At 73.0% G+C, this 17,900-nt stretch carries 13 protein-coding genes; 7 read left to right on the top strand and 6 right to left on the bottom strand.

Annotation, left to right across the window (positions count from 1 at the left end):
* Nucleotides 1-560: 560 nt before the first annotated feature.
* A complete protein-coding gene (locus ACFQUZ_RS27730; protein ID WP_377447407.1) occupies nt 561-752 on the bottom strand; it encodes a hypothetical protein in 192 nt (63 codons plus the stop codon).
* Between the two features lie 18 nt (nt 753-770).
* On the opposite strand from ACFQUZ_RS27730, the gene ACFQUZ_RS27725 reads away from it, so the two are divergent.
* From ACFQUZ_RS27725 to ACFQUZ_RS27710, 4 genes are all read left to right on the top strand, one after another.
* A complete protein-coding gene (locus tag ACFQUZ_RS27725; protein ID WP_377447405.1) occupies nt 771-1,949 on the top strand; it encodes a MalY/PatB family protein in 1,179 nt (392 codons plus the stop codon).
* 98 nt (nt 1,950-2,047) lie between these two features.
* Nucleotides 2,048-2,779: a hypothetical protein gene (locus ACFQUZ_RS27720; RefSeq protein ID WP_377447403.1), complete on the top strand. Its 732-nt coding sequence runs from the start codon at nt 2,048-2,050 to the stop codon at nt 2,777-2,779.
* A 78-nt stretch (nt 2,780-2,857) separates the two neighbouring features.
* Nucleotides 2,858-3,247, top strand: coding sequence for a hypothetical protein (locus ACFQUZ_RS27715; RefSeq protein WP_377447401.1), 390 nt, complete (start codon nt 2,858-2,860; stop codon nt 3,245-3,247).
* A gap of 63 nt (nt 3,248-3,310) precedes the next feature.
* Nucleotides 3,311-4,177, top strand: a complete 867-nt coding sequence (locus tag ACFQUZ_RS27710) for an LLM class F420-dependent oxidoreductase (protein WP_377447399.1) — start codon at nt 3,311-3,313, stop codon at nt 4,175-4,177.
* A 21-nt stretch (nt 4,178-4,198) separates the two neighbouring features.
* On the opposite strand, the gene ACFQUZ_RS27705 is transcribed toward ACFQUZ_RS27710, so the two are convergent.
* A complete protein-coding gene (locus ACFQUZ_RS27705) occupies nt 4,199-4,738 on the bottom strand; it encodes a GNAT family N-acetyltransferase (RefSeq protein ID WP_377447397.1) in 540 nt (179 codons plus the stop codon).
* 189 nt (nt 4,739-4,927) lie between these two features.
* On the opposite strand from ACFQUZ_RS27705, the gene ACFQUZ_RS27700 reads away from it, so the two are divergent.
* From ACFQUZ_RS27700 to ACFQUZ_RS27690, 3 genes are all read left to right on the top strand, one after another.
* Nucleotides 4,928-5,533, top strand: a complete 606-nt coding sequence (locus tag ACFQUZ_RS27700) for a cellulose binding domain-containing protein (RefSeq protein ID WP_377447395.1) — start codon at nt 4,928-4,930, stop codon at nt 5,531-5,533.
* A 98-nt stretch (nt 5,534-5,631) separates the two neighbouring features.
* Nucleotides 5,632-11,112 carry a pullulanase-type alpha-1,6-glucosidase gene (gene pulA, locus ACFQUZ_RS27695; RefSeq protein ID WP_377447394.1) on the top strand — a complete coding sequence of 1,827 codons (5,481 nt, stop codon included), beginning with the start codon at nt 5,632-5,634 and terminating at the stop codon, nt 11,110-11,112.
* A gap of 190 nt (nt 11,113-11,302) precedes the next feature.
* Nucleotides 11,303-12,145, top strand: a complete 843-nt coding sequence (locus tag ACFQUZ_RS27690; RefSeq protein ID WP_377447392.1) for a PhzF family phenazine biosynthesis protein — start codon at nt 11,303-11,305, stop codon at nt 12,143-12,145.
* Between the two features lie 138 nt (nt 12,146-12,283).
* On the opposite strand, the gene ACFQUZ_RS27685 is transcribed toward ACFQUZ_RS27690, so the two are convergent.
* The 4 genes from ACFQUZ_RS27685 to ACFQUZ_RS27670 all read right to left on the bottom strand — a co-directional run bounded on the left by ACFQUZ_RS27685 (nt 12,284) and on the right by ACFQUZ_RS27670 (nt 17,894).
* Entirely contained in the window at nt 12,284-12,772 is a 489-nt protein-coding gene (locus ACFQUZ_RS27685) for a hypothetical protein (RefSeq protein ID WP_377447390.1), read from the bottom strand.
* Between the two features lie 8 nt (nt 12,773-12,780).
* Nucleotides 12,781-14,541, bottom strand: coding sequence for an NAD-binding protein (locus ACFQUZ_RS27680; RefSeq protein WP_377447388.1), 1,761 nt, complete (start codon nt 14,539-14,541; stop codon nt 12,781-12,783).
* A 210-nt stretch (nt 14,542-14,751) separates the two neighbouring features.
* A complete protein-coding gene (locus tag ACFQUZ_RS27675) occupies nt 14,752-17,157 on the bottom strand; it encodes an FtsX-like permease family protein (RefSeq protein WP_377447386.1) in 2,406 nt (801 codons plus the stop codon).
* Nucleotides 17,151-17,894: an ABC transporter ATP-binding protein gene (locus tag ACFQUZ_RS27670; protein WP_377447384.1), complete on the bottom strand. Its 744-nt coding sequence runs from the start codon at nt 17,892-17,894 to the stop codon at nt 17,151-17,153. Before ACFQUZ_RS27670 ends, ACFQUZ_RS27675 begins: the two co-directional genes overlap by 7 nt.
* Nucleotides 17,895-17,900: the final 6 nt, after the last annotated feature.

The raw sequence follows: 17,900 nt of genomic DNA, 5'->3' as shown, positions 1-17,900 counted from the left end.
CATGAGGGGGTCCTGCCTTTCGGTGGGGGTTCCGTCGGGCTGGGTGTGGTGGTGTCTTGTGCGCCTCGGGGTGTTCACGGTGGGCGCGGGGACGCGGTGGTGCTCGGCGTCGGGGGGGGTGTAACCGGTGGGTGGGCCGGGATGTTCCCCGCGCGGCTGGCCATGACCGGGTTGAGTGGCCCGGGGGCGGGGAGCTGGTGCCCGGATGTTGCGGGCCGGCCTGCTGGTGCGCGGCGGGGAGCCGGCGCCCGGTGGGTTCAGGGCCCATGAAGTTCAGGCCCTTGGGGGGCGGGCCGCTGGTGCGCGTCTCGGGGATATACAACGCCTGGGTGGGGGCGGAGATTTCCGGCTCGGGGGTGGCCCCGGCCACGGACACTCGGGACATCCCGCCCAGATGATCCGGACATTTGGTGTAAAACGCGCGTCTGGCCCCGCCGCCCGGGTGTTCGCCCATTCTCGGGGCCTCGGGTCGCCCTTGATCGACTCCGTGTGCGGCATGGTGCGTGGTTGGCGCGCGCTCGATGCCCCGATATCCCGCAATCCGAGTTGATGGCGGATCGTCAGTCTGTGGGAGTTCCGTCCGGATTCGTCGGGTCTGGGGCGATGTTGGCCTCGGCGTGGCGCTCACGGAGCCGCGCGTGGATCTCGTCCGGCGTGTACGCGCGCCGCTTGCGCTCGGCGCGGGCGATCACCACACCCGTCGCCGCGACCCCTACGAAGCTCGCCAGCCCGAGTACCTTCCACCACCGCATGTGCCTAGGCTAGCCGCCATGCCGCAGCCGAGCAGCGCACCCGTTCCGACCAATCCGTTGCGCGCGTTGCGCCTCGACCAGTTGCGCCGCCGGACCAGCGAGAAGTGGCGGCACTACCCGCCGGACGTACTCCCGCTGTGGGTCGCGGAGATGGACGTGCCGCTGGCCGAGCCGGTCGCCCGTGCGGTTACCGACGCGATCGCCCTCGGCGACACCGGCTACGCGTCCGGCACCGGGTACGCGGAGGCGCTCGCCGGATTCGCGGCCGCCCGTTGGGACTGGACCATCGACATCGACCACACGGCCCTCGTACCCGATGTCATGCTCGGCGTGGTCGAGGTGCTGAAGCTGATCACCGACGCCGGCGACGCGGTGGTGGTGAACCCGCCCGTGTATCCGCCGTTCTTCGCCTTCGTCGAACACCTCGACCGACAGGTCGTGGCGGCGCCGCTGACCCCGGCGGGCCGGCTCGACCCGGCGGCGCTGGAGACCGCGTTTCGCAGCGCTACCAACGGCGGCCGTCGAGCGGCGGCGTACCTGTTGTGCAGTCCGCAGAACCCGACCGGGGTGGTGCACAGCCGGGACGAGCTGGCCGCGGTGGCCGAGCTGGCGGCCCGGTACGGGGTGCGGGTGGTGGCCGACGAGATCCACGCGCCGTTGGTGCATCCCGGTGCGCGGTTCGTGCCGTACCTGACGGTCCCCGGCGGTGACACCGGGTTCGCGCTGCTGTCCGCGTCGAAGGCGTGGAACCTGGCGGGCCTCAAGTCCGCGGTGGCGGTGGCCGGTGCCGCCGCGGGCAAGGACCTGGCCAGGATGCCGGACGAGGCGGCGGACGGCGCCAGCCACGTGGGGGTCCTCGCGCACACCGCCGCCCTCACCGACGGCGTCGGGTGGCTCGACGCGCTGCTCAGCGGGCTGGACGAGAACCGGCGACTGCTGGCCGAGCTGCTGGCCGAGCGGCTTCCGGAGGTCGGCTACCGCCCGCCGGCCGGCACCTACTTCGCCTGGCTGGACTGCCGGCCGCTCGGCCTGGGCGACGACCCGGCGGCGGTGTTCCTCGACCGGGGTCGGGTCGCGGTGAATCCGGGGTCGGACTTCGGCACCGGCGGTGCCGGGTACGTGCGGCTGAACCTGGCCACCACGCCCGAGATCCTGGCCGACGCGGTCGACCGGATCGCCGCGTCGGTGCTCCGGTAGCTCGGGCCAGCGGTGGCGCGGACCGGCCGCGGCGGTTGACGGCGGCCCCCTTCTGTCCAGAACGCGAACAACAGGAGCCGGTCCTTTAGGGTTTCGGGGTGGCCGAGACGAGCATCAGCCTGGACGAGGCGATCGACCTGACCCGTACCGGTGATGTGTGGGTCTTCCGGGGTCGCAGCGTGCCGGACCGGGCGATCCAGTTCACCACCAACAGCCCGGTCAACCATGTCGGGATGTCGGTCGTGCTGGACGACCTACCGCCGCTGATGTGGCATGCCGAGCTGGGCCGGTCGCTGCCGGACATGTGGTCGGGCAGCCGGCAGCGCGGGGTGCAACTGCACGACCTGCGGGACGCCGTCTGCGTGTGGGCCAACCGGTACGGCCAGCGGGCCTGGCTGCGCCAGCTGGAACCGCCCGCCGGACGGGGCATGGAGGACGCGGTGTTGCGCACCATCGCCCGGCTCGACGGCACGCCGTTCCCGTCGACCGCCCAGCTCGCCTGGCGGTGGTTGCACGGCCGGGTGCCGGGGCTTCGGCTCCCCGTTGGCCGGAGCCGGCGGGGACGGTCGGGGCCGGCGATGGTCGCTCCGCCGGGGCCGCCGGCCGAGGCGTGGGCGGAGCCGCCGACCGGTACGCCGTCGGACAGCGCGCTGGAGACCGCGTACTGCGCCGAGGTGGTCGCGGTGACGTACGAGGCGATGGGCCTGCTGCCGGCCGGACGCCGGCCGAACTGGTACGACCCCGGCCGGTTCTGGAGCGGCGACGACCTCGCGCTGTCCGGCGGTGCCCGGCTCGGCGCCGAGATAACGGTCCGGATCCCGTCACGCTGACCGGCGCCGACGGGGCCTCCGGCGCCCGATCAGCGTCGACCGGTTTGCCGATCACCAGGTGCGGAAACTCCTGCATCCGTGAACATCTCCACCGACCTCGAAGTGCTTGCCGACTTCTTCGACCGGTACGGCGCCGCGTTGACCGCGGCCGACGTTCCCGCGATCGCCGGCTGCTACGCGTTGCCGGGCATGGTGGTCGCCGACACCTACAGCTTCTCCTTCACCTCACCCGCGGCGGTGGCGTTGTCCTTCGTCGGTGCCGCACCCGACTATCAGGACCGGGAGGTGGTGGCGGCCAACGCGCAGTTCCGCGACGTGCGGCGGGTGTCGGCGCTCCTTACCATGGTCGCGGTCGAGTGGGAGTATCTCGACAGCCAGGGTCGGGCGGTGCCGGGTGAGCGGTTCGAGTACCTGCTCCGGATGACCGACGACGGTCCGTTGATCTGCACGGTGGTCCGCGCCGGCTGACGGCCGGCCCCGCAGTCGCCGGCTCGGCGGCGAGCGTCGCGCGCCGCGACGTATTGTTCGTTCGTGAGGTTCGCCGTCAGCTACAGCACGCCCTACTACGGCGTCGATCCGGACCGGATCATCGCCTTCGCCCGGGAGGCCGAGGAGTGCGGCTTCGAGGCGTTGTACGTGCCGGAGCACATCGTGCTGTATCCCGGTGCGAGCGTCGGATCCGTCGAGTTCCCGACCGATCTGCCGTACGCCGATCCGCTCGACATGCTGTCCTTCGTCGCGGCGGCGACGCACCGGATCCTGCTCGGCACCGGGGTGCTGCTGCTGCCGTACCACCATCCGGTGGTCCTGGCCAAGCGACTGGCCACCATCGACGTGCTGTCCAAGGGACGGATGCGACTGTTGACCGTTGGCCTCGGCACGCTGCCGGGTGAGGCGCGGGCGGTCGGCGTTGACTTCGCCAGCCGGGGACGGCGCGCGGACGAGGCGATCGACGTGCTACGGCTGCTGTGGACGGGCGGCTCGGCAGGCGTCAGCTTTCACGGCGAGTTCTTCGCCTTCGACGGGGCGTGCAGCTTTCCCAAGCCGTACCGGACCGATCGGCTGCCCATCCACGTCGGCGGATCGAGTGGGGCGGCGGCCCGGCGGGCCGGCCTGCGTGGGGACGGCTACTTTCCGGGCGGCGCGCTCAGTCCGCACGAGCGGCGCCGCCAACTGGACCTGGTACGGACGACGGCGGCGGCGGCGGGTCGCGACCCGGCGGCCATCGAGTACACCCGGTGGGCCTCGATCGACCTCACCCCGGAGGGCGCCGACGGGTACGCCCGGCAGGGGGTGACCCGACTCGTGGTGAACGTCCCGACCACCGATCCGGACGAGCAGCGCGACCAGTTGCGCGCCTTCGCCCGCCGCTTCGACCTGCTCGGCGACCGCGGTTGAGGTTGCCCGCCCGCGACCGGGCTATCCGGTCGGCAGCCAGAAGTGCAGCTTGTCGCCGTGTTGGCCGGCTGGCTTGCCGCCGTTGCGCTCGATGACGAGCCGGGACGCGACGTTTGTGACGTCACACATGATCAGTGCGGGGTCGATGCCGAGCCGGTGGGCGATCGGAAGCGCGGCACGCAACATCGCGGTCGCGTGTCCGCGTCGGCGCGCGGTGGGGCGGACGTCGTATCCGATGTGACCACCGAGTTCGCGCAGCACCGGGGTGAGTCGGTGCCGGACGGCCAGCCGGCCGAGGTATTCCGGGCCGTCGACCCACCACAGGTACGTCGTCGGCACCCAGCCGTCCGGCCGGGGCGCCTCCTCGCGTACCTGGGCCAGCAGCTCCGCGACGAACCGGTGGAACCCCGTCACGTCGGTCCACTGTGTCCCGTACCGGCGCAGTTCCTCGCCGAGCGATGTGGCGTCGTCAGGGCGCCCGCGTCCCTCGGCCTGGAACTCGGCCATCGCCGCCAGGAACGACCGGTGCACGGACTCGGTGGGTCCGACCAGAGTGGGCACCCACCCAGTATCGATCATGCCGGTCGTCGGGTACCGCCCGGATCGACCTGCCGCACGGATGCGGAGATCGAGCCGTGCGACTAGCCTCGGCGGATCCAAGGCGTGATCGGAGGTGGCCGCGTGGCCAGCGGTGATGTCGGGATCGACAGGCGCTCATCCGGTCTCCTCGCCTGGACACCATGGATCATCGTGGCGATCGGCATCGTCATCATGTCCGTGCTGTTCGTGGTGGCCCTGGTGGCCCCCGTCGACGGTCCGCCGGACGGCTCCGACGTCGCGGCGGAACGGGCGGCCGCTCCTCCGCCGAGGGATGTGGACCAGCCCGCCGCGCCGGCTACCGGGGTGACGCCGTCGGCCACCGGTTCGTCGCGTACCACGTCGGTGTTGCCGAGGGTGACCGTGGTGCCGGCCAGCCCGTCTCCGTCCAGGCGTCCGGCCCGACCACCGAGGGCTGTTCCCCGGAGCAGCGCGATCCAGCCGGTCGTGGCAGGTGCCTACCGGGCCACCGGTGGCGGCAACTTCTTCATCGGGGAACTGCACGTCCGGAATTCCTCGACGACGCGGCAGCGGTGGACCGCGACGTTGTCGTTCCCGTCGCGGGCGGGCCGGTTCGTGACGCACTGGGTGGACGGCGTCTCACAGCCGACGGTGACCCGGGACGCCGACCGGCTGGTCTTCAGCAGCTCGATCGACGGGGGCGCCTCGCTGGTGCTCAGGATGCACTTCCAGTGGTCGGACGGCGTGGTGGGGCCGGAGCGGTGTGACGTCAATGGGGTGGCGTGCCGGCTGAGCTGAGCTGCCCGCAAGTTCTTGCGGAGGTCCTGCAAGGTCTTGCATGGACTTTCGGGACGGGCTAGCGTGCGGGCCAATCAGCGACCAGAGGAAGGCCGTCGATGAAGCCCCCGCCCCGCGCCACGCTGCTCGCCAGCGCCGCACTGCTCGTCCTGTCACTTGTCGGCGCGCCGGTCGCCGCCCCGCGGTTGGCCGCCGACCCGGCGACCGCCGCTCCGACGTCCACAACCGGAGCACCGCAGTGGAACAGCGAACCGGCGGAGGTCGCGCTCGCCGCCGCCGCCGACCGCACCGGCCGGGCCGAACAGTTCTACTTCGTCCTGCCGGACCGGTTCGCCAACGGCGATCCGGGCAACGACCGCGGCGGGCTGGCCGGCGACCGGATGGCCACCGGCCACGACCCCACCGACAAGGGCTTCTACCACGGCGGTGACCTCAAGGGACTGATGGACCGGCTGGACTACATCAAGGGTCTCGGCACCACCGCGATCTGGCTGGCCCCGGTGTTCAAAAATCGGCCCGTCCAGGGCAGCGGCGATGACATCTCGGCCGGCTACCACGGATACTGGATCACCGACTTCACCCAGGTCGACCCGCATTTCGGCAGCAACGACGACCTCAAGCGGCTGGTCAAGCTGGCCCACAAGCGCGGGATGAAGATCTACCTCGATGTCATCGTGAACCACACCGCCGACGTCATCCGGTACGCCGACGACGACTACTCCTATGCCGACAAGGCGACCAAGCCGTACCGGGACGCGCGGGGCCGGCCGTTCGAGGACCGCAACTACGCCGACGGCACCCGAGCCTTCCCCGCCGTGAACACCGGATCGTTCCCGCACCCGCCGACCTTCGCGACCGCCGCTGACCGCACCGTCAAGGTGCCGGCCTGGCTGAACGACCCGACGATGTACCACAACCGGGGCGACTCCACCTTCGCCGGGGAGAACAGCGAGTACGGCGACTTCTTCGGCCTCGACGACCTGTGGACCGAACGGCCGGAGGTGGTGCGCGGCATGACGAAGATCTACGGCGACTGGATCAAGGAAACCGGTGTCGACGGGTTCCGCCTGGACACCGTGAAGCACGTCAACCTCGACTTCTGGCCGCAGTTCAGCCGGGGGATCGACGAGACGGCCCGACGCGCCGGCAAGCGGGACTTCTTCATGTTCGGTGAGGTGTACAGCGCCGACCAGGAGATCGAGTCGACGTACGTGCGGCGCGGCGGACTGCCGGCCACGCTTGACTTCTCGTTCCAGGAGGCGGCCCGCGGCTACACCGCCGCCGGGGGCTCGGCCACCGCGCTCGCCGACGTGTACGCCCGGGACGACCTCTACACCGCCCGGGACACCGATGCCGGCCGGCTACCCACCTTCCTCGGCAACCACGACATGGGCCGGATCGGCTCGTTCATCGCCGCCGGCGACCCGGACCCGGCCAACCAGGTGCGCCGGGACCGGCTCGCGCACGAGCTGATGTTCCTCACCCGCGGGCAGCCCGTCGTCTACTCCGGCGACGAGCAGGGCTTCACCGGCCCGGGCGGCGACAAGGACGCCCGGCAGGACATGTTCGCCTCGAAGACCGCCGACTACCTGGACGACGACCTGATCGGCACCGACCGCACGCATGCGGTCGACCAGTACGACCCGACCCACCCGCTCTACCGGACCATCGCCGACCTGGGTGCGCTGCGCGCGGCCCACCCGGCGCTGCGGGACGGCATCCAGGTCACCCGGCACGCCGCCGAGGGCCCCGGCGTCTTCGCCTTCTCCCGGATCGATCCGAAGCAGCGGGTGGAGTACCTCGCGGCGGTCAACAACGCCGGCACCGAGCAGCGGGTCACCGTCGACACCTGGTCGCCCGGGGGGACCTTCACCGGCATCCACGGCGGCGCGGGCACCGCGACGGCCGGCGCCGACGGCAAACTCACCCTGACCGTTCCCGCCATGTCGGCCGTCGTGCTGAAGGCCGGCGGCCCGATCCCGCTGCCCGCCGGCAAACCGGGCATCACCATCACCGACCCCGCCCCGGACGGCGTGGTCGCCGGCCGGGCCGCCGTCACCGCGCGGGTCACCGGCGACCCGCTGGCCACCGTGACGGTGGCCGCCCGGGTCGGCCGTGGCCCGTGGACCCTACTGGGCCAGGCCCCGCACGCCCCGTACGTCGTGCACCACGACCTGACCGGGCTGCCGGCCGGCACCCGGATCGACTACAAGGCGGTGGCGCGGGACGGTCGGGGACGCACCGCCACCGCCCGGACCACGGCCCGGGTCGGCACCCCGCCGGCAACCGCGTCCCGGGACTGGGCGGTGGTGCACTACCAGCGCCCGGCCGGCGACTACACCGACTGGGGGCTGTACGCCTGGGGCGACATCGACCCCGCCTACCAGACCGAGTGGCCGGCCGGACAGCCGTTCGCCGGCGAGGACTCCTACGGTCGGTTCGCCTGGGTCAAACTGAAGCCGGACGCGAAGTCCGTCGGCTTCCTGGTGGTCGACCGCAACGGCACCAAGGACGTCGAGGTCGACCGGACCATCGACGTCACCCAGACCGGCGAGATCTGGCTCAAGCAGGGTGACCCCACGGTCTACCCGACCCGCCAGGCGGCCACCGGCGAGCCGGACCCGCCGGTCGACGAATCCACGGCGGTGCTGCACTACCGTCGGGCCGACAACGACTACACCGGCTGGGGCCTGCACGTGTGGGACGGCGCGGCGAACCCCACCGACTGGGCCAGCCCGCTGCAACCCGCCGGCCAGGACGCCTTCGGTGCGGTCTTCCGGGTGCCGTTGGCGGCCGGCGCCACCGGGCTCAGCTACATCATCCACCGCGGCGACACCAAGGACCTCCCCGATGACCAGCGACTCGACTTCACCACCGCCGGCCGCGAGGCCTGGCTGCTGTCCGGCACCCCGGGCAGGTTGCTCCCGGTGACCGCCAGCGCCAAGCGCGACCTCGACATCACCAGGCAGCGGGCACACTGGATCGACGCGGCCACCGTCGCCTGGCGCGCCGGACCCACCGATGGCCGTCGGTACGACCTGGTGGCCGCCCCGGACGGTGGGCTCAGCGTCGTCGACGGCAAGCTCTCCGGGACGTACCAGAAGTTCGAACTGCGCGCGCAGCGCAACGGACTCACCGAGGCCCAGCGCGCGACGTTCCCGCACCTGTGGCAGTCCACCGCGCTCCAGCTCGACCGGCGTGACGTGCGCAAGGTGCCGGAGCTGCTGCGCGGGCAACTCGTGGTGACCGAGAGTGACCACGAGGGCAACCTGCTCGCGGCGACCGGGGTACAGATACCCGGAGTCCTCGACGACGTGTACGCCGGTGCCACCCGGGCCGACCTCGGCGCCACCTTCACCGGTGGCCGGCCGACCCTCGCCGTCTGGGCGCCCACCGCTCGCATGGTCGACCTGCAACTGTTCGACTCGCCGACCGCGAAACCCACCACGGTGGCGATGCGCCGTGACGACCGCACCGGCGTCTGGTCGGTGCGGGGAGCCAGGAACTGGACCGGGAAGTACTACCGGTACCAGGTGGAGGCGTGGCAACCGGCGACCCAGAAGATGGTCACCGCCTCGGTGACCGACCCGTACTCGGTGGCCCTGGCCCCGGACTCGACGCACAGCCAGATCGTCGACCTGACCGACCCGCGACTCGCCCCCGCCGGGTGGGCCGGGCTGCGCAAGCCGACGGCCGTGCCGCCGGGCCGGACCCAGGTCCAGGAGTTGTCGGTCCGCGACTTCTCGATGGCCGACGACAGCGTCCCGGCCGAGCGGCGCGGCACGTTCCTGGCCTTCACCGACCCGGCCAGCACCGGCATGAAGCACTTGGCCAAGCTCGGCGAGGCTGGCGTCACCCACCTGCACCTGCTGCCGGCGTTCGACTTCGCCACCATCCCGGAACGGCGGGCCGACCAGCGACAGCCCGACTGTGACCTGGCCGCGCTGCCGCCCGACTCCGAACACCAGCAGGAATGCGTCGCGGCGGTCGCCGACAGCGACGGCTACAACTGGGGGTACGACCCGCTGCACTACACCGTGCCCGAGGGCGGGTACGCGGTGAACCCGACCGGCGCGGCGCGGACCAAGGAGTTCCGGCAGATGGTGACCGGGGTCAACGGCGCCGGCCTGCGGGTGGTCATGGACGTCGTGTACAACCACACGTCGGCCGCCGGCACCGATCCGAAGTCGGTGCTCGACCAGATCGTCCCCGGCTACTACCACCGGCTTCTTGAGGACGGGTCGGTGGCCAACTCCACCTGCTGCGCCAACACCGCACCGGAACACGCCATGATGGGCAAGCTCGTGGTCGACTCGATAGTCACCTGGGCCAAGGCGTACAAGGTGGACGGCTTCCGGTTCGACCTCATGGGGCACCACCCGAAGGCCAACATGCTGGCCGTCCGGGCCGCGCTGGACAAGCTCACCGTCGGCCGGGACGGCGTGGACGGCAAGGCGATCCTCCTCTACGGCGAGGGCTGGAACTTCGGTGAGGTCGCCAACGACGCCCGGTTCGTCCAGGCCACCCAGGCCAACCTGGCCGGCACCGGGATCGGCACCTTCAACGACCGGCTGCGTGACGGCGTCCGCGGCGGCGGTCCGTTCGACGCCAACCCCCGTCACCAGGGCTTCGCCTCCGGGCTGTTCACCGACCCGAACGGAGACCCGGTGAACGGGTCCGCCGACGAACAGCGGGCCCGACTGCTGCACCAGCACGACCTGATCAAGGTCGGGTTGGCCGGTAACCTCGCCGGCTACCGGTTCACCGACTCGTCCGGCCGGGAGGTCACCGGCGCCCAGGTGGACTACAACGGCTCGCCGGCCGGCTACACCGCCGCGCCGGGGGAGGCGGTGACCTACGTGGACGCCCACGACAACGAGATCCTGTACGACGCACTGGCGTACAAGCTGCCGCAGGACACCAGCGCGGTCGACCGGGCCCGGATGCAGGTGCTCGCCCTGTCCACCGTCGTCATGGGGCAGGGGACCGGCTTCGTCACCGCCGGATCCGAGCGATTGCGATCCAAGTCGCTGGACCGTAACTCGTACAACTCGGGGGACTGGTTCAACCAGATCCGGTGGGATTGCGCCGACGGCAACGGGTTCGGCGCCGGACTGCCGCCGGCCGCCGACAACCAGGACAAGTGGTCGTACGCGAAGCCGCTGCTGGCCGATCCGGCGCTGGTACCCGACTGCGCGGCGATCGACCTGGCCGACGCCCGGTATGCCGAACTGCTCCGGGTCCGCGCCTCGTCGCCGGTGTTCGGGTTGCCCACCGCCGCCGACGTGCAGCGGCGGGTGTCCTTCCCGCTGTCGGGCACGGCGGAGACGCCGGGCGTGCTGACCATGAGGCTGGACGGCACTGGCCTCGACCCCCGGTGGAAGTCGGTCACGGTCGTCTTCAACGCGACGCCGTCGACGGCCACCCAGATGCTGCCGGACCTGCGCGGCGCCGACGTGGCCCTGCACCCGGTGCTGCGGGAGTCCGCCGACCCGGTGCTGCGAACCGCGTCCTTCGACCGGGCCGCCGGCACCTTCACCGTGCCCGCCCGATCCGTCGCCGTCTTCGTCTCAAAGTAGGCGCCGCCCCCCGCGCCCCCCGCGCCGCCCCCGCGCCGCCCCCGCGTCGCACCGCCGATCTAGGGCAGATGGTCGTGACTTGATCTCCAATCACGACCATCTGCCCTAGATCGGCGGCTGGGAGGAGGGCGGGCCGCCGGGTGCGGATTGGCTGCCGACGCCGCGCGCCGTGTTGGCTAGCGTCGTGGTCATGGAAATCCTGCGGTACGCCGCCTTTACCGACCGACCCGAGGGCGGCAACCCGGCCGGGGTGGTGCTCGACGCCACCGGCGCCGACGACGACCAGATGCTCAAGGTGGCCGCCGACCTCGGCTACTCCGAGACGGCCTTCCTCGTCCCCACTGGCGACCGGTCCTGCGCGGTGCGCTACTTCAGCCCGAAGGCGGAGGTGCCGTTCTGCGGACACGCCACGATCGCGTCCGCCGCCGCGTACGCGCAACGGCACGGCACCGGCCCGCTCCGCCTGGACACCCGCGCCGGGCTGATCGACGTGCGCACCGACGCCACCCCGGACGGCACCGTCACGGCCACCTTGACAAGCGTGCCGCCCCGGTCCGTACCGATCACCGAGGCGGACCTCGCCGCGCTGCTGGCGGCGCTGCGCTGGTCGCCGGCCGACCTCGACCCGGCGCTGCCGGTCCGGATCGGGTACGCCGGGGCGTGGCACCCGATCGTGGCGGCGGCGACCCGGGAGCGGCTCGCCGACCTGGCGTACGACATGGACGCCCTCGCGACGCTGATGGCCGAACGCGACTGGACCACCGTCGACCTGGTGTGGCGCGAGTCGGCTGAGGTGTTCCACGCCCGCAACCCGTTCCCGCCCGGCGGCGTGGTGGAGGACCCGGCCACCGGCGCGGCGGCCGCCGCGCTGGGCGGCTACCTGCGCGAACTCGGCCTGGTCGAACCACCGGTCACGGTGACTGTGCGCCAGGGCGACGACCTCGGCCGTCCCGGCGTGCTCCGGGTCGGCATCGGCGCCGATCCGGCCGGCGGCATCGACGTCACCGGCACCGCCGTGCGGCTGCCGGACTGACCCGGTCACCGCACGTGCCACGGCCGCCGGACCGGCGGCCGTGGCTGGCTGTCGCCAGCTTCGTCGGGGGGCGTACGGCCGCCCGCGTTCACCTGTCGCCGGCTTCGTGCGGGGGCGCGTACGGCCGCCCCCGTTCACCTACCGCCGGCTTCGTCGGGCGCCGGCCGGCCAGAGCACGGTGACCGGTAGCCCGCGGGAGCGGGCCAGCCGCACCACGTCGGCCGTGTCCCCGACGCCCGTCGACGGGTTGCCGTCCCAGACGGCGATCAGCCGGTCGCAGCGCCGCAGCAGTTCCTCGCTGGCGGCCAGGTAGGCGGCCCTGCCGGAATGCGGGAACGGCATGTAGGTGACCGACCGGGCCCGGCTCAACAGGTCGTCGAAGGTCGGCCGGTTGTCCGGTCCGACGGCCCGAGCACGATAGTCCGCAGCCGGGATGATGACCTCGTAGGTCCCGCCCAGCGTGAGCACCGTCCGGGCGAAGAGCTGGTCCGCGCCGTCGGCCAGGCAGGTCACCCCGTGCAACCCCGGCCCGGCGTGCGGGCGCAGGTCCCGAGCCAGGCAGGCCGAGACCAACTCGGCCGTCCCAGGGCCGAGCAGCACGTGGCCGGTGATGCCGATCCGGGCCATTCCACTCCTCAGCTCGGCCGCACCCGGACGATGCGGAAGCCGGCGTCGGCAAGGATCTCAGGTAATTCGCGGATCGCGTAGTTGCGGTCCCGCATGTCGGGGGAGAGGTCCGACCAGGCCCGTACGCCCGGATGCAGCCGGCGCGCCTCGTCGCGTGTCTCGGCGTACCGCCACCCCGTGGCGACCCGGTCGGCGAGCCAACGCTCGTGCTCCCACGAGGCGAGCAACTCCACCTCGTCCTCGGCGAGCACGTACTCCTGGCCGGGGCCGAGCCGCGGGTAGAGGACGCAACCCAGCCTGGCCAGCTTGGGACCGATGTCCCGAGCCTGCGCCCGATTGGCCTCCCGGACCGCCGGCGGCAGGTCCTCCCACGGCACCAGCAGCGCGTTCGTCTCCCGGGTCTCGCCCTCCCGGCGGCAGGCGAACACGTAGTTCTGGTGGATCGACCGGCCCAGCCGCTCGATCAGGTCCTCCCGGATGAGCCGCGGGTCGCAGGCGGCGTGCACCACGCCGTACGGGCGGACGGTGCCGGAGAGGCCGTCGAGCAGGAAGTCGTGCCCGTGTCCGAAGACCTCCCCGAGGCTGGCCAGCCGTTCCAGCCGGACCACGATGCCGCCGGCCGCCAGCCGCCAGATCTGTTCGGTGATGAGTGCCGTCTTGAGGGACCGTTCGTCGTCGTCGTAACAGATGTAGACCCGGTCCGGGGGGAGCGGGAAACCGTCGTCGGCGAGCAGTTCGGGCAGCCCACCGTACGGCTTGATCCGGCAGGACTGGGCCAGGAACGGGTACCGGTACGCGAGGTCGGCGGCGACGGCGATGGCCGCGTCGTCGACCAGGGCCACCCGCAGTGGGTCGGCGTCCTGGGTACCGCTGCGGAGCCACCGGCGGGCCAGTTCGACCAGCACCGCCTGGCCGAAGTTCGTGGCGCCGAGCACCACCATCAGGGGTGATCCGTCCCGGCCCGGCGACGGTGGTTGCTCCTCCAGCAGTCGGCGGGCCGCCAGGTCGTCGATGTTGAAGAAGGTCAGCTGGGTCCGACCCGGGCCGGCCGAGCCCATCGCCCGAGCCTGGAGGGCCAGGCCGAACTCGGGATCGTCCACCTTCGCGTACACGGTCAACGGCGTCTCCCGGACGGCCCGCGCCGCCGCGAGCGCGATCGCGGTGTTCGTGGCGCTGTCGCCGGTGCAGGCGTACAGCACCCGCGCGTGGGCGATGCCGGCGGCGCGCAGCGCCTCCGGGTCCGGAGGCGTTCCGGTCAGCCGGCGCGGGTTCGCGTCGGCGAGCGCGCGGGCCGGCGGTTCACTGGCGACCGCCTCGGTGGGCACCACCACGACCCGTTGGCCGCCCGCCCGCAACCGGCGGACCAGCGTGCTGGTCACCATGCCGTCGCCGCAGACGATCACGTGGTCCCGGGACCGGCGGGTGCGCCAGCGCCGCAACTCGGCCGAGAACAGCGCGCGGGCCGCCTCCACCAGCGCGTACGCCGTGAACATGGGGGCGGTGAACCGGGCGATCTGCAGCGCCGTCGGGAACGGACCGCCATCGTCCAGGGGCGGCGAACCGAGCACGAACAACTGCAGGTCGTAGTAGAGGATGTCGAGGGGATGGCTGCTGACCTCGCCGCAGTGCCCCTGGTCGACGCAGGCCGCCAAGCCCACGTACCCGGCTATCAGCGAGAACAGTCCGAGCAGCGCGAACGCCAGGCGCAGCAGCACGGCCGGCGCGCGGGACATGGCGCCGGGGCCGGGATCGAGCTGCGGGTAGGGCACGGCGGGCACCTGTCGGTCGATGCGGCTGTCGGACGCGGACGATTGTCGTTTGGTTCGGGCGTCGGCATCGGCCGACGCGGGCCGGCGTGCGTCATGGTGACGCAGCGCCAGCGTACCGTCGCGGATCGACACCCGGCCATGCGCGCGCCGGACCTGGTGGGAGGGCCGCCGGCCGGCGCGTCGCGTCGACCAGCGGCCCTCCCCGGCCGCTCAGCGCAGGCGGGCCGCCGGGAGCACGGTGGCCGACACCGCGAGCAGCAGGCACAGCCCGATCGCGCCCAGCACCACCGGCATCGGGACCACGAGCGGCACCGCCGTGCCGGCCTGCGCGGCGAGCCCGGCACGGGTGCCGATCAGGGCGATCCCGGCCACGAGCACGCCGAGCCCGGCGCCGATCGCGACAACCACCGCCGCCTCGCCGCCGAGCGCGCGGAGCACCTGCCCCCGGGTCGCGCCGACCCGGCGCAGTGTGGCGAGTTCGGGCCGCCGGCTCGCCGCCGCCATCAGCAGCGTGTTCGCCACCGCCAGCGCGGCGTAGCCCACCGCCACGACGAGCAGGACCAGCGTGAACGTCCACACCAGCCGGTCCTCCTCGGCGTCGGCCGACCGGGCGTGCTCGGCGACCGACAGCACCCGACCGCCCAGCACCGCGTCGGCGCCCGGCACCGCGCCGCCGGCCGGCACCGTGAGGTACACGGCGGACGTCAGCGCCGACGGGTCGTGCCTGCGGGCGGTGGACCGGGTCAGCAGCACCGGTGCCGGAACCGCGTCGTCGTCCAGCACCGCCGCCACCCGTACCGTGCCGGGCCGACCGTCGGCGTACTCGACGGGCAGGCTGGCGCCCGCGGCCAACCCGGTCGACTCCGTCACCACCACCGTGTCGGCTGCGCCGAAGCCGGCCAGCGAGCCGCTGGCAACCGCCTCGGCTGGCACGAACGGGAGCAGGGCCACCGGGTCGACCCCCAGCGCGTCCACCGGCTCCCCGCCGCGCCAGACCCGGGTCGGCAGGGTGGCCAGCCCGGGCAGGCCGGCGACGGCCGCGTCGGAAAGGCCGGGGGTGCCGTGGGGCACGGCTACTTCGACCGCGGTGTCGTCCACCACCTCGGCCCGCGCGGCGGCGTACGCGGCGGTCGTGGTCTGCACCATGCCCGCGATCAGGGTGGCCAGCCCGACGGTCACCAGCACCGGAGCGGCGGTGGCGGCGGTCCGGCGCACCGAATTCACCGCGTGTGCCCGGACCAACTCTCCGGTGGCCCCTGCGCGCAGCGGCCAGGTGAGCAGGCGTACCACGGGCGGTACGACGACCGGCGCGAGCAGGGTCATCCCGGTGATCAGGGCGGCGGCCGTCGGCGGACCGAGGTCGGCCAGGTCGGCGACCTCGTCGGCGGTCGCCAACCGGCCGGTGAGCAGCAGGCCGAGGGCGGTGAACAAGCCACCGGCCAGCCACCGCGAGCGACTCATCACCCGCCCCTCCACGCTCGCCTCGCGCAGCGCCTCCAGCGGACGGATCCGGGCCGCCCGGCGGGCCGCGGTCCAGGTGCCGGCGAGCGCCACCAGCGGCCCGGCGACCAGCGCCCCGGCCAGCGGCCACCAGGTCAGTCGCGGCTCGAAGCTGCCCGGTTGGTAGCCGGTGTCCACAAGCCACGCCCCGGCCACCGGTGCGAACAGCGCGCCGAGGACGGCACCGAGGACCGCGCCGAGCACCCCGACGATCAGCGCCTCGGCGTACACCGACCGCCGGACCTGGCGGGCGGTGGCCCCGACCATGCGCAGCAGGCCGAACTCGCGCCGCCGCAGGACCACCGCGAAGGCGGCCGTGGATGCCACAATGAAGATCGAGACAAATCCGCCGAGCGCGGCCGCCGCGGCCAACACCTGCTCCCCGATCCACCGGGTCCGCGCGTCGGACGGCGGCTCCGTCGCCGCCCGGTCGTCCCCGGTGAGCACCCGACTCCCGTCGCCGACCACCCCCCGGGCCGCGGCGGCCACCGCCGCCGGGTCCGCCCCCGGCGCGGTGATCAGACCGATCAGGCGCGACCCACCGGCCAGCTCCGCGGCGACCACGTCGGGAAACCAGATGCCGGGCCCGTCAACGGTCCCGGAGACCGTGTGCGGCATGGGTCCGTCCGCGGTGAGCACGGTCACCGTCGCCCCGGGCCGCAGACCCAGCCCCTGGTCGACCGCCACCTCGCCCCGCATGGTCGGTGGTGCGCCGGCCACCAGCGGGTACGCCCCGAGCGCCACCGAGGACCAACCGCGCCCAAGCGGATCATCACCTGACGGGTCGCCCGATGCCCGGCCGTCCACCACGAGTTGCGCGTAGAACGGGTGGTCCACCACCGCGTCCGTGACGCCGGGCAGTCGGGCCAGCCGGTCCGCCAGCTCGGCGGACCGTTCCGGCGACCACGGCCGGGTCGGCGCGAAGACCCCCGGACCGACAGGCGCGGGCGGGCTCTGCACGACTACGGCCGCACCAGCCATCCGGTCCGGCACCCGGGGCACCGCCGCCGCGAAGATCAGTCCGGTGGTGGACATGATGGTCACGGCCACGGCGACCGCCAGGAATGGGCCGAGCAGCGCCGTCCACCGGACCCGAAGCGCCGCCGGACTCAGCATGCCGCCGCCTCCAACCCGGCCAGCCGGCCGGCCACCCGAGCGGCGGTGAGGTCGCCGGTCACTTCGTCGACCACGCGCCCGTCGGCGAGCAGCACCACCCGGTCGGCGTACGCCGCGGCGACGGGGTCGTGGGTCACCAGCACCACCGTCTGGTCGTGCTCGTCCACCATGCCGCGCAGCAGCGTGAGCACCAGCCGGGACGACGCCGTGTCCAACGCCCCGGTCGGCTCGTCGGCGAACAGCACCGCCGGCCGGGTGAACAGCGCCCGAGCTATCGCCACCCGCTGCTGCTCACCGCCGGAGAGCTGGGCGGGTCGATGCCCGGCGCGGTCGGCCAGCCCCACCTCGGCCAGCGCCGCCAGGACCCGCTCCGCCGGCTCCCGGTGACCAGCCAGGCGGGCCGGCAGGGCCACGTTCTGCGCCGCGGTCAGCGCCGGCACCAGGTTGTAGCCCTGGAACACGAAGCCGATCCGGTCGCGGCGCAGCCGGGTCAGCGCGGTGTCGCCGAGCGGCCCGAGCGCCGTACCGCCGACGAACACCTCCCCGGCCGTCGCGCGGTCCAGCCCGGCCGCGCAGTGCAACAGGGTGGACTTGCCCGAGCCGGACGGGCCCATCACCGCCGTGAAGGTGCCGGCCGCGAAGCTCAGGTGTACGTCGTCAAGCGCGGTCACCGGGCCGGCATCGCTGGCGTACACCCTGGTCAGTCCGTCGAGGCGGACCGGATCCGAAACTGTCATGGGGTC

Origin of the sequence: Plantactinospora sp. GCM10030261 (assembly GCF_042666615.1) — a bacterium.
Taxonomy (GTDB): Bacteria; Actinomycetota; Actinomycetes; order Mycobacteriales; family Micromonosporaceae; genus KBS50.
Note: the sequence above shows the minus strand (reverse complement) of the source record. Positions and strands in the feature narration are given on the sequence as shown.

What these genes read in the sequence shown, in the direction of transcription:
- ACFQUZ_RS27675 (WP_377447386.1), bottom strand. Translation starts at nt 17,157, where the DNA reads ATGCTGAGTCCGGCGGCGCTTCGGGTCCGGTGGACGGCGCTGCTCGGC.
- ACFQUZ_RS27725 (WP_377447405.1), top strand. Translation starts at nt 771, where the DNA reads ATGCCGCAGCCGAGCAGCGCACCCGTTCCGACCAATCCGTTGCGCGCG.
- ACFQUZ_RS27670 (WP_377447384.1), bottom strand. Translation starts at nt 17,894, where the DNA reads ATGACAGTTTCGGATCCGGTCCGCCTCGACGGACTGACCAGGGTGTAC.
- pulA (WP_377447394.1), top strand. Translation starts at nt 5,632, where the DNA reads ATGAAGCCCCCGCCCCGCGCCACGCTGCTCGCCAGCGCCGCACTGCTC.
- ACFQUZ_RS27730 (WP_377447407.1), bottom strand. Translation starts at nt 752, where the DNA reads ATGCGGTGGTGGAAGGTACTCGGGCTGGCGAGCTTCGTAGGGGTCGCG.
- ACFQUZ_RS27685 (WP_377447390.1), bottom strand. Translation starts at nt 12,772, where the DNA reads ATGGCCCGGATCGGCATCACCGGCCACGTGCTGCTCGGCCCTGGGACG.
- ACFQUZ_RS27690 (WP_377447392.1), top strand. Translation starts at nt 11,303, where the DNA reads ATGGAAATCCTGCGGTACGCCGCCTTTACCGACCGACCCGAGGGCGGC.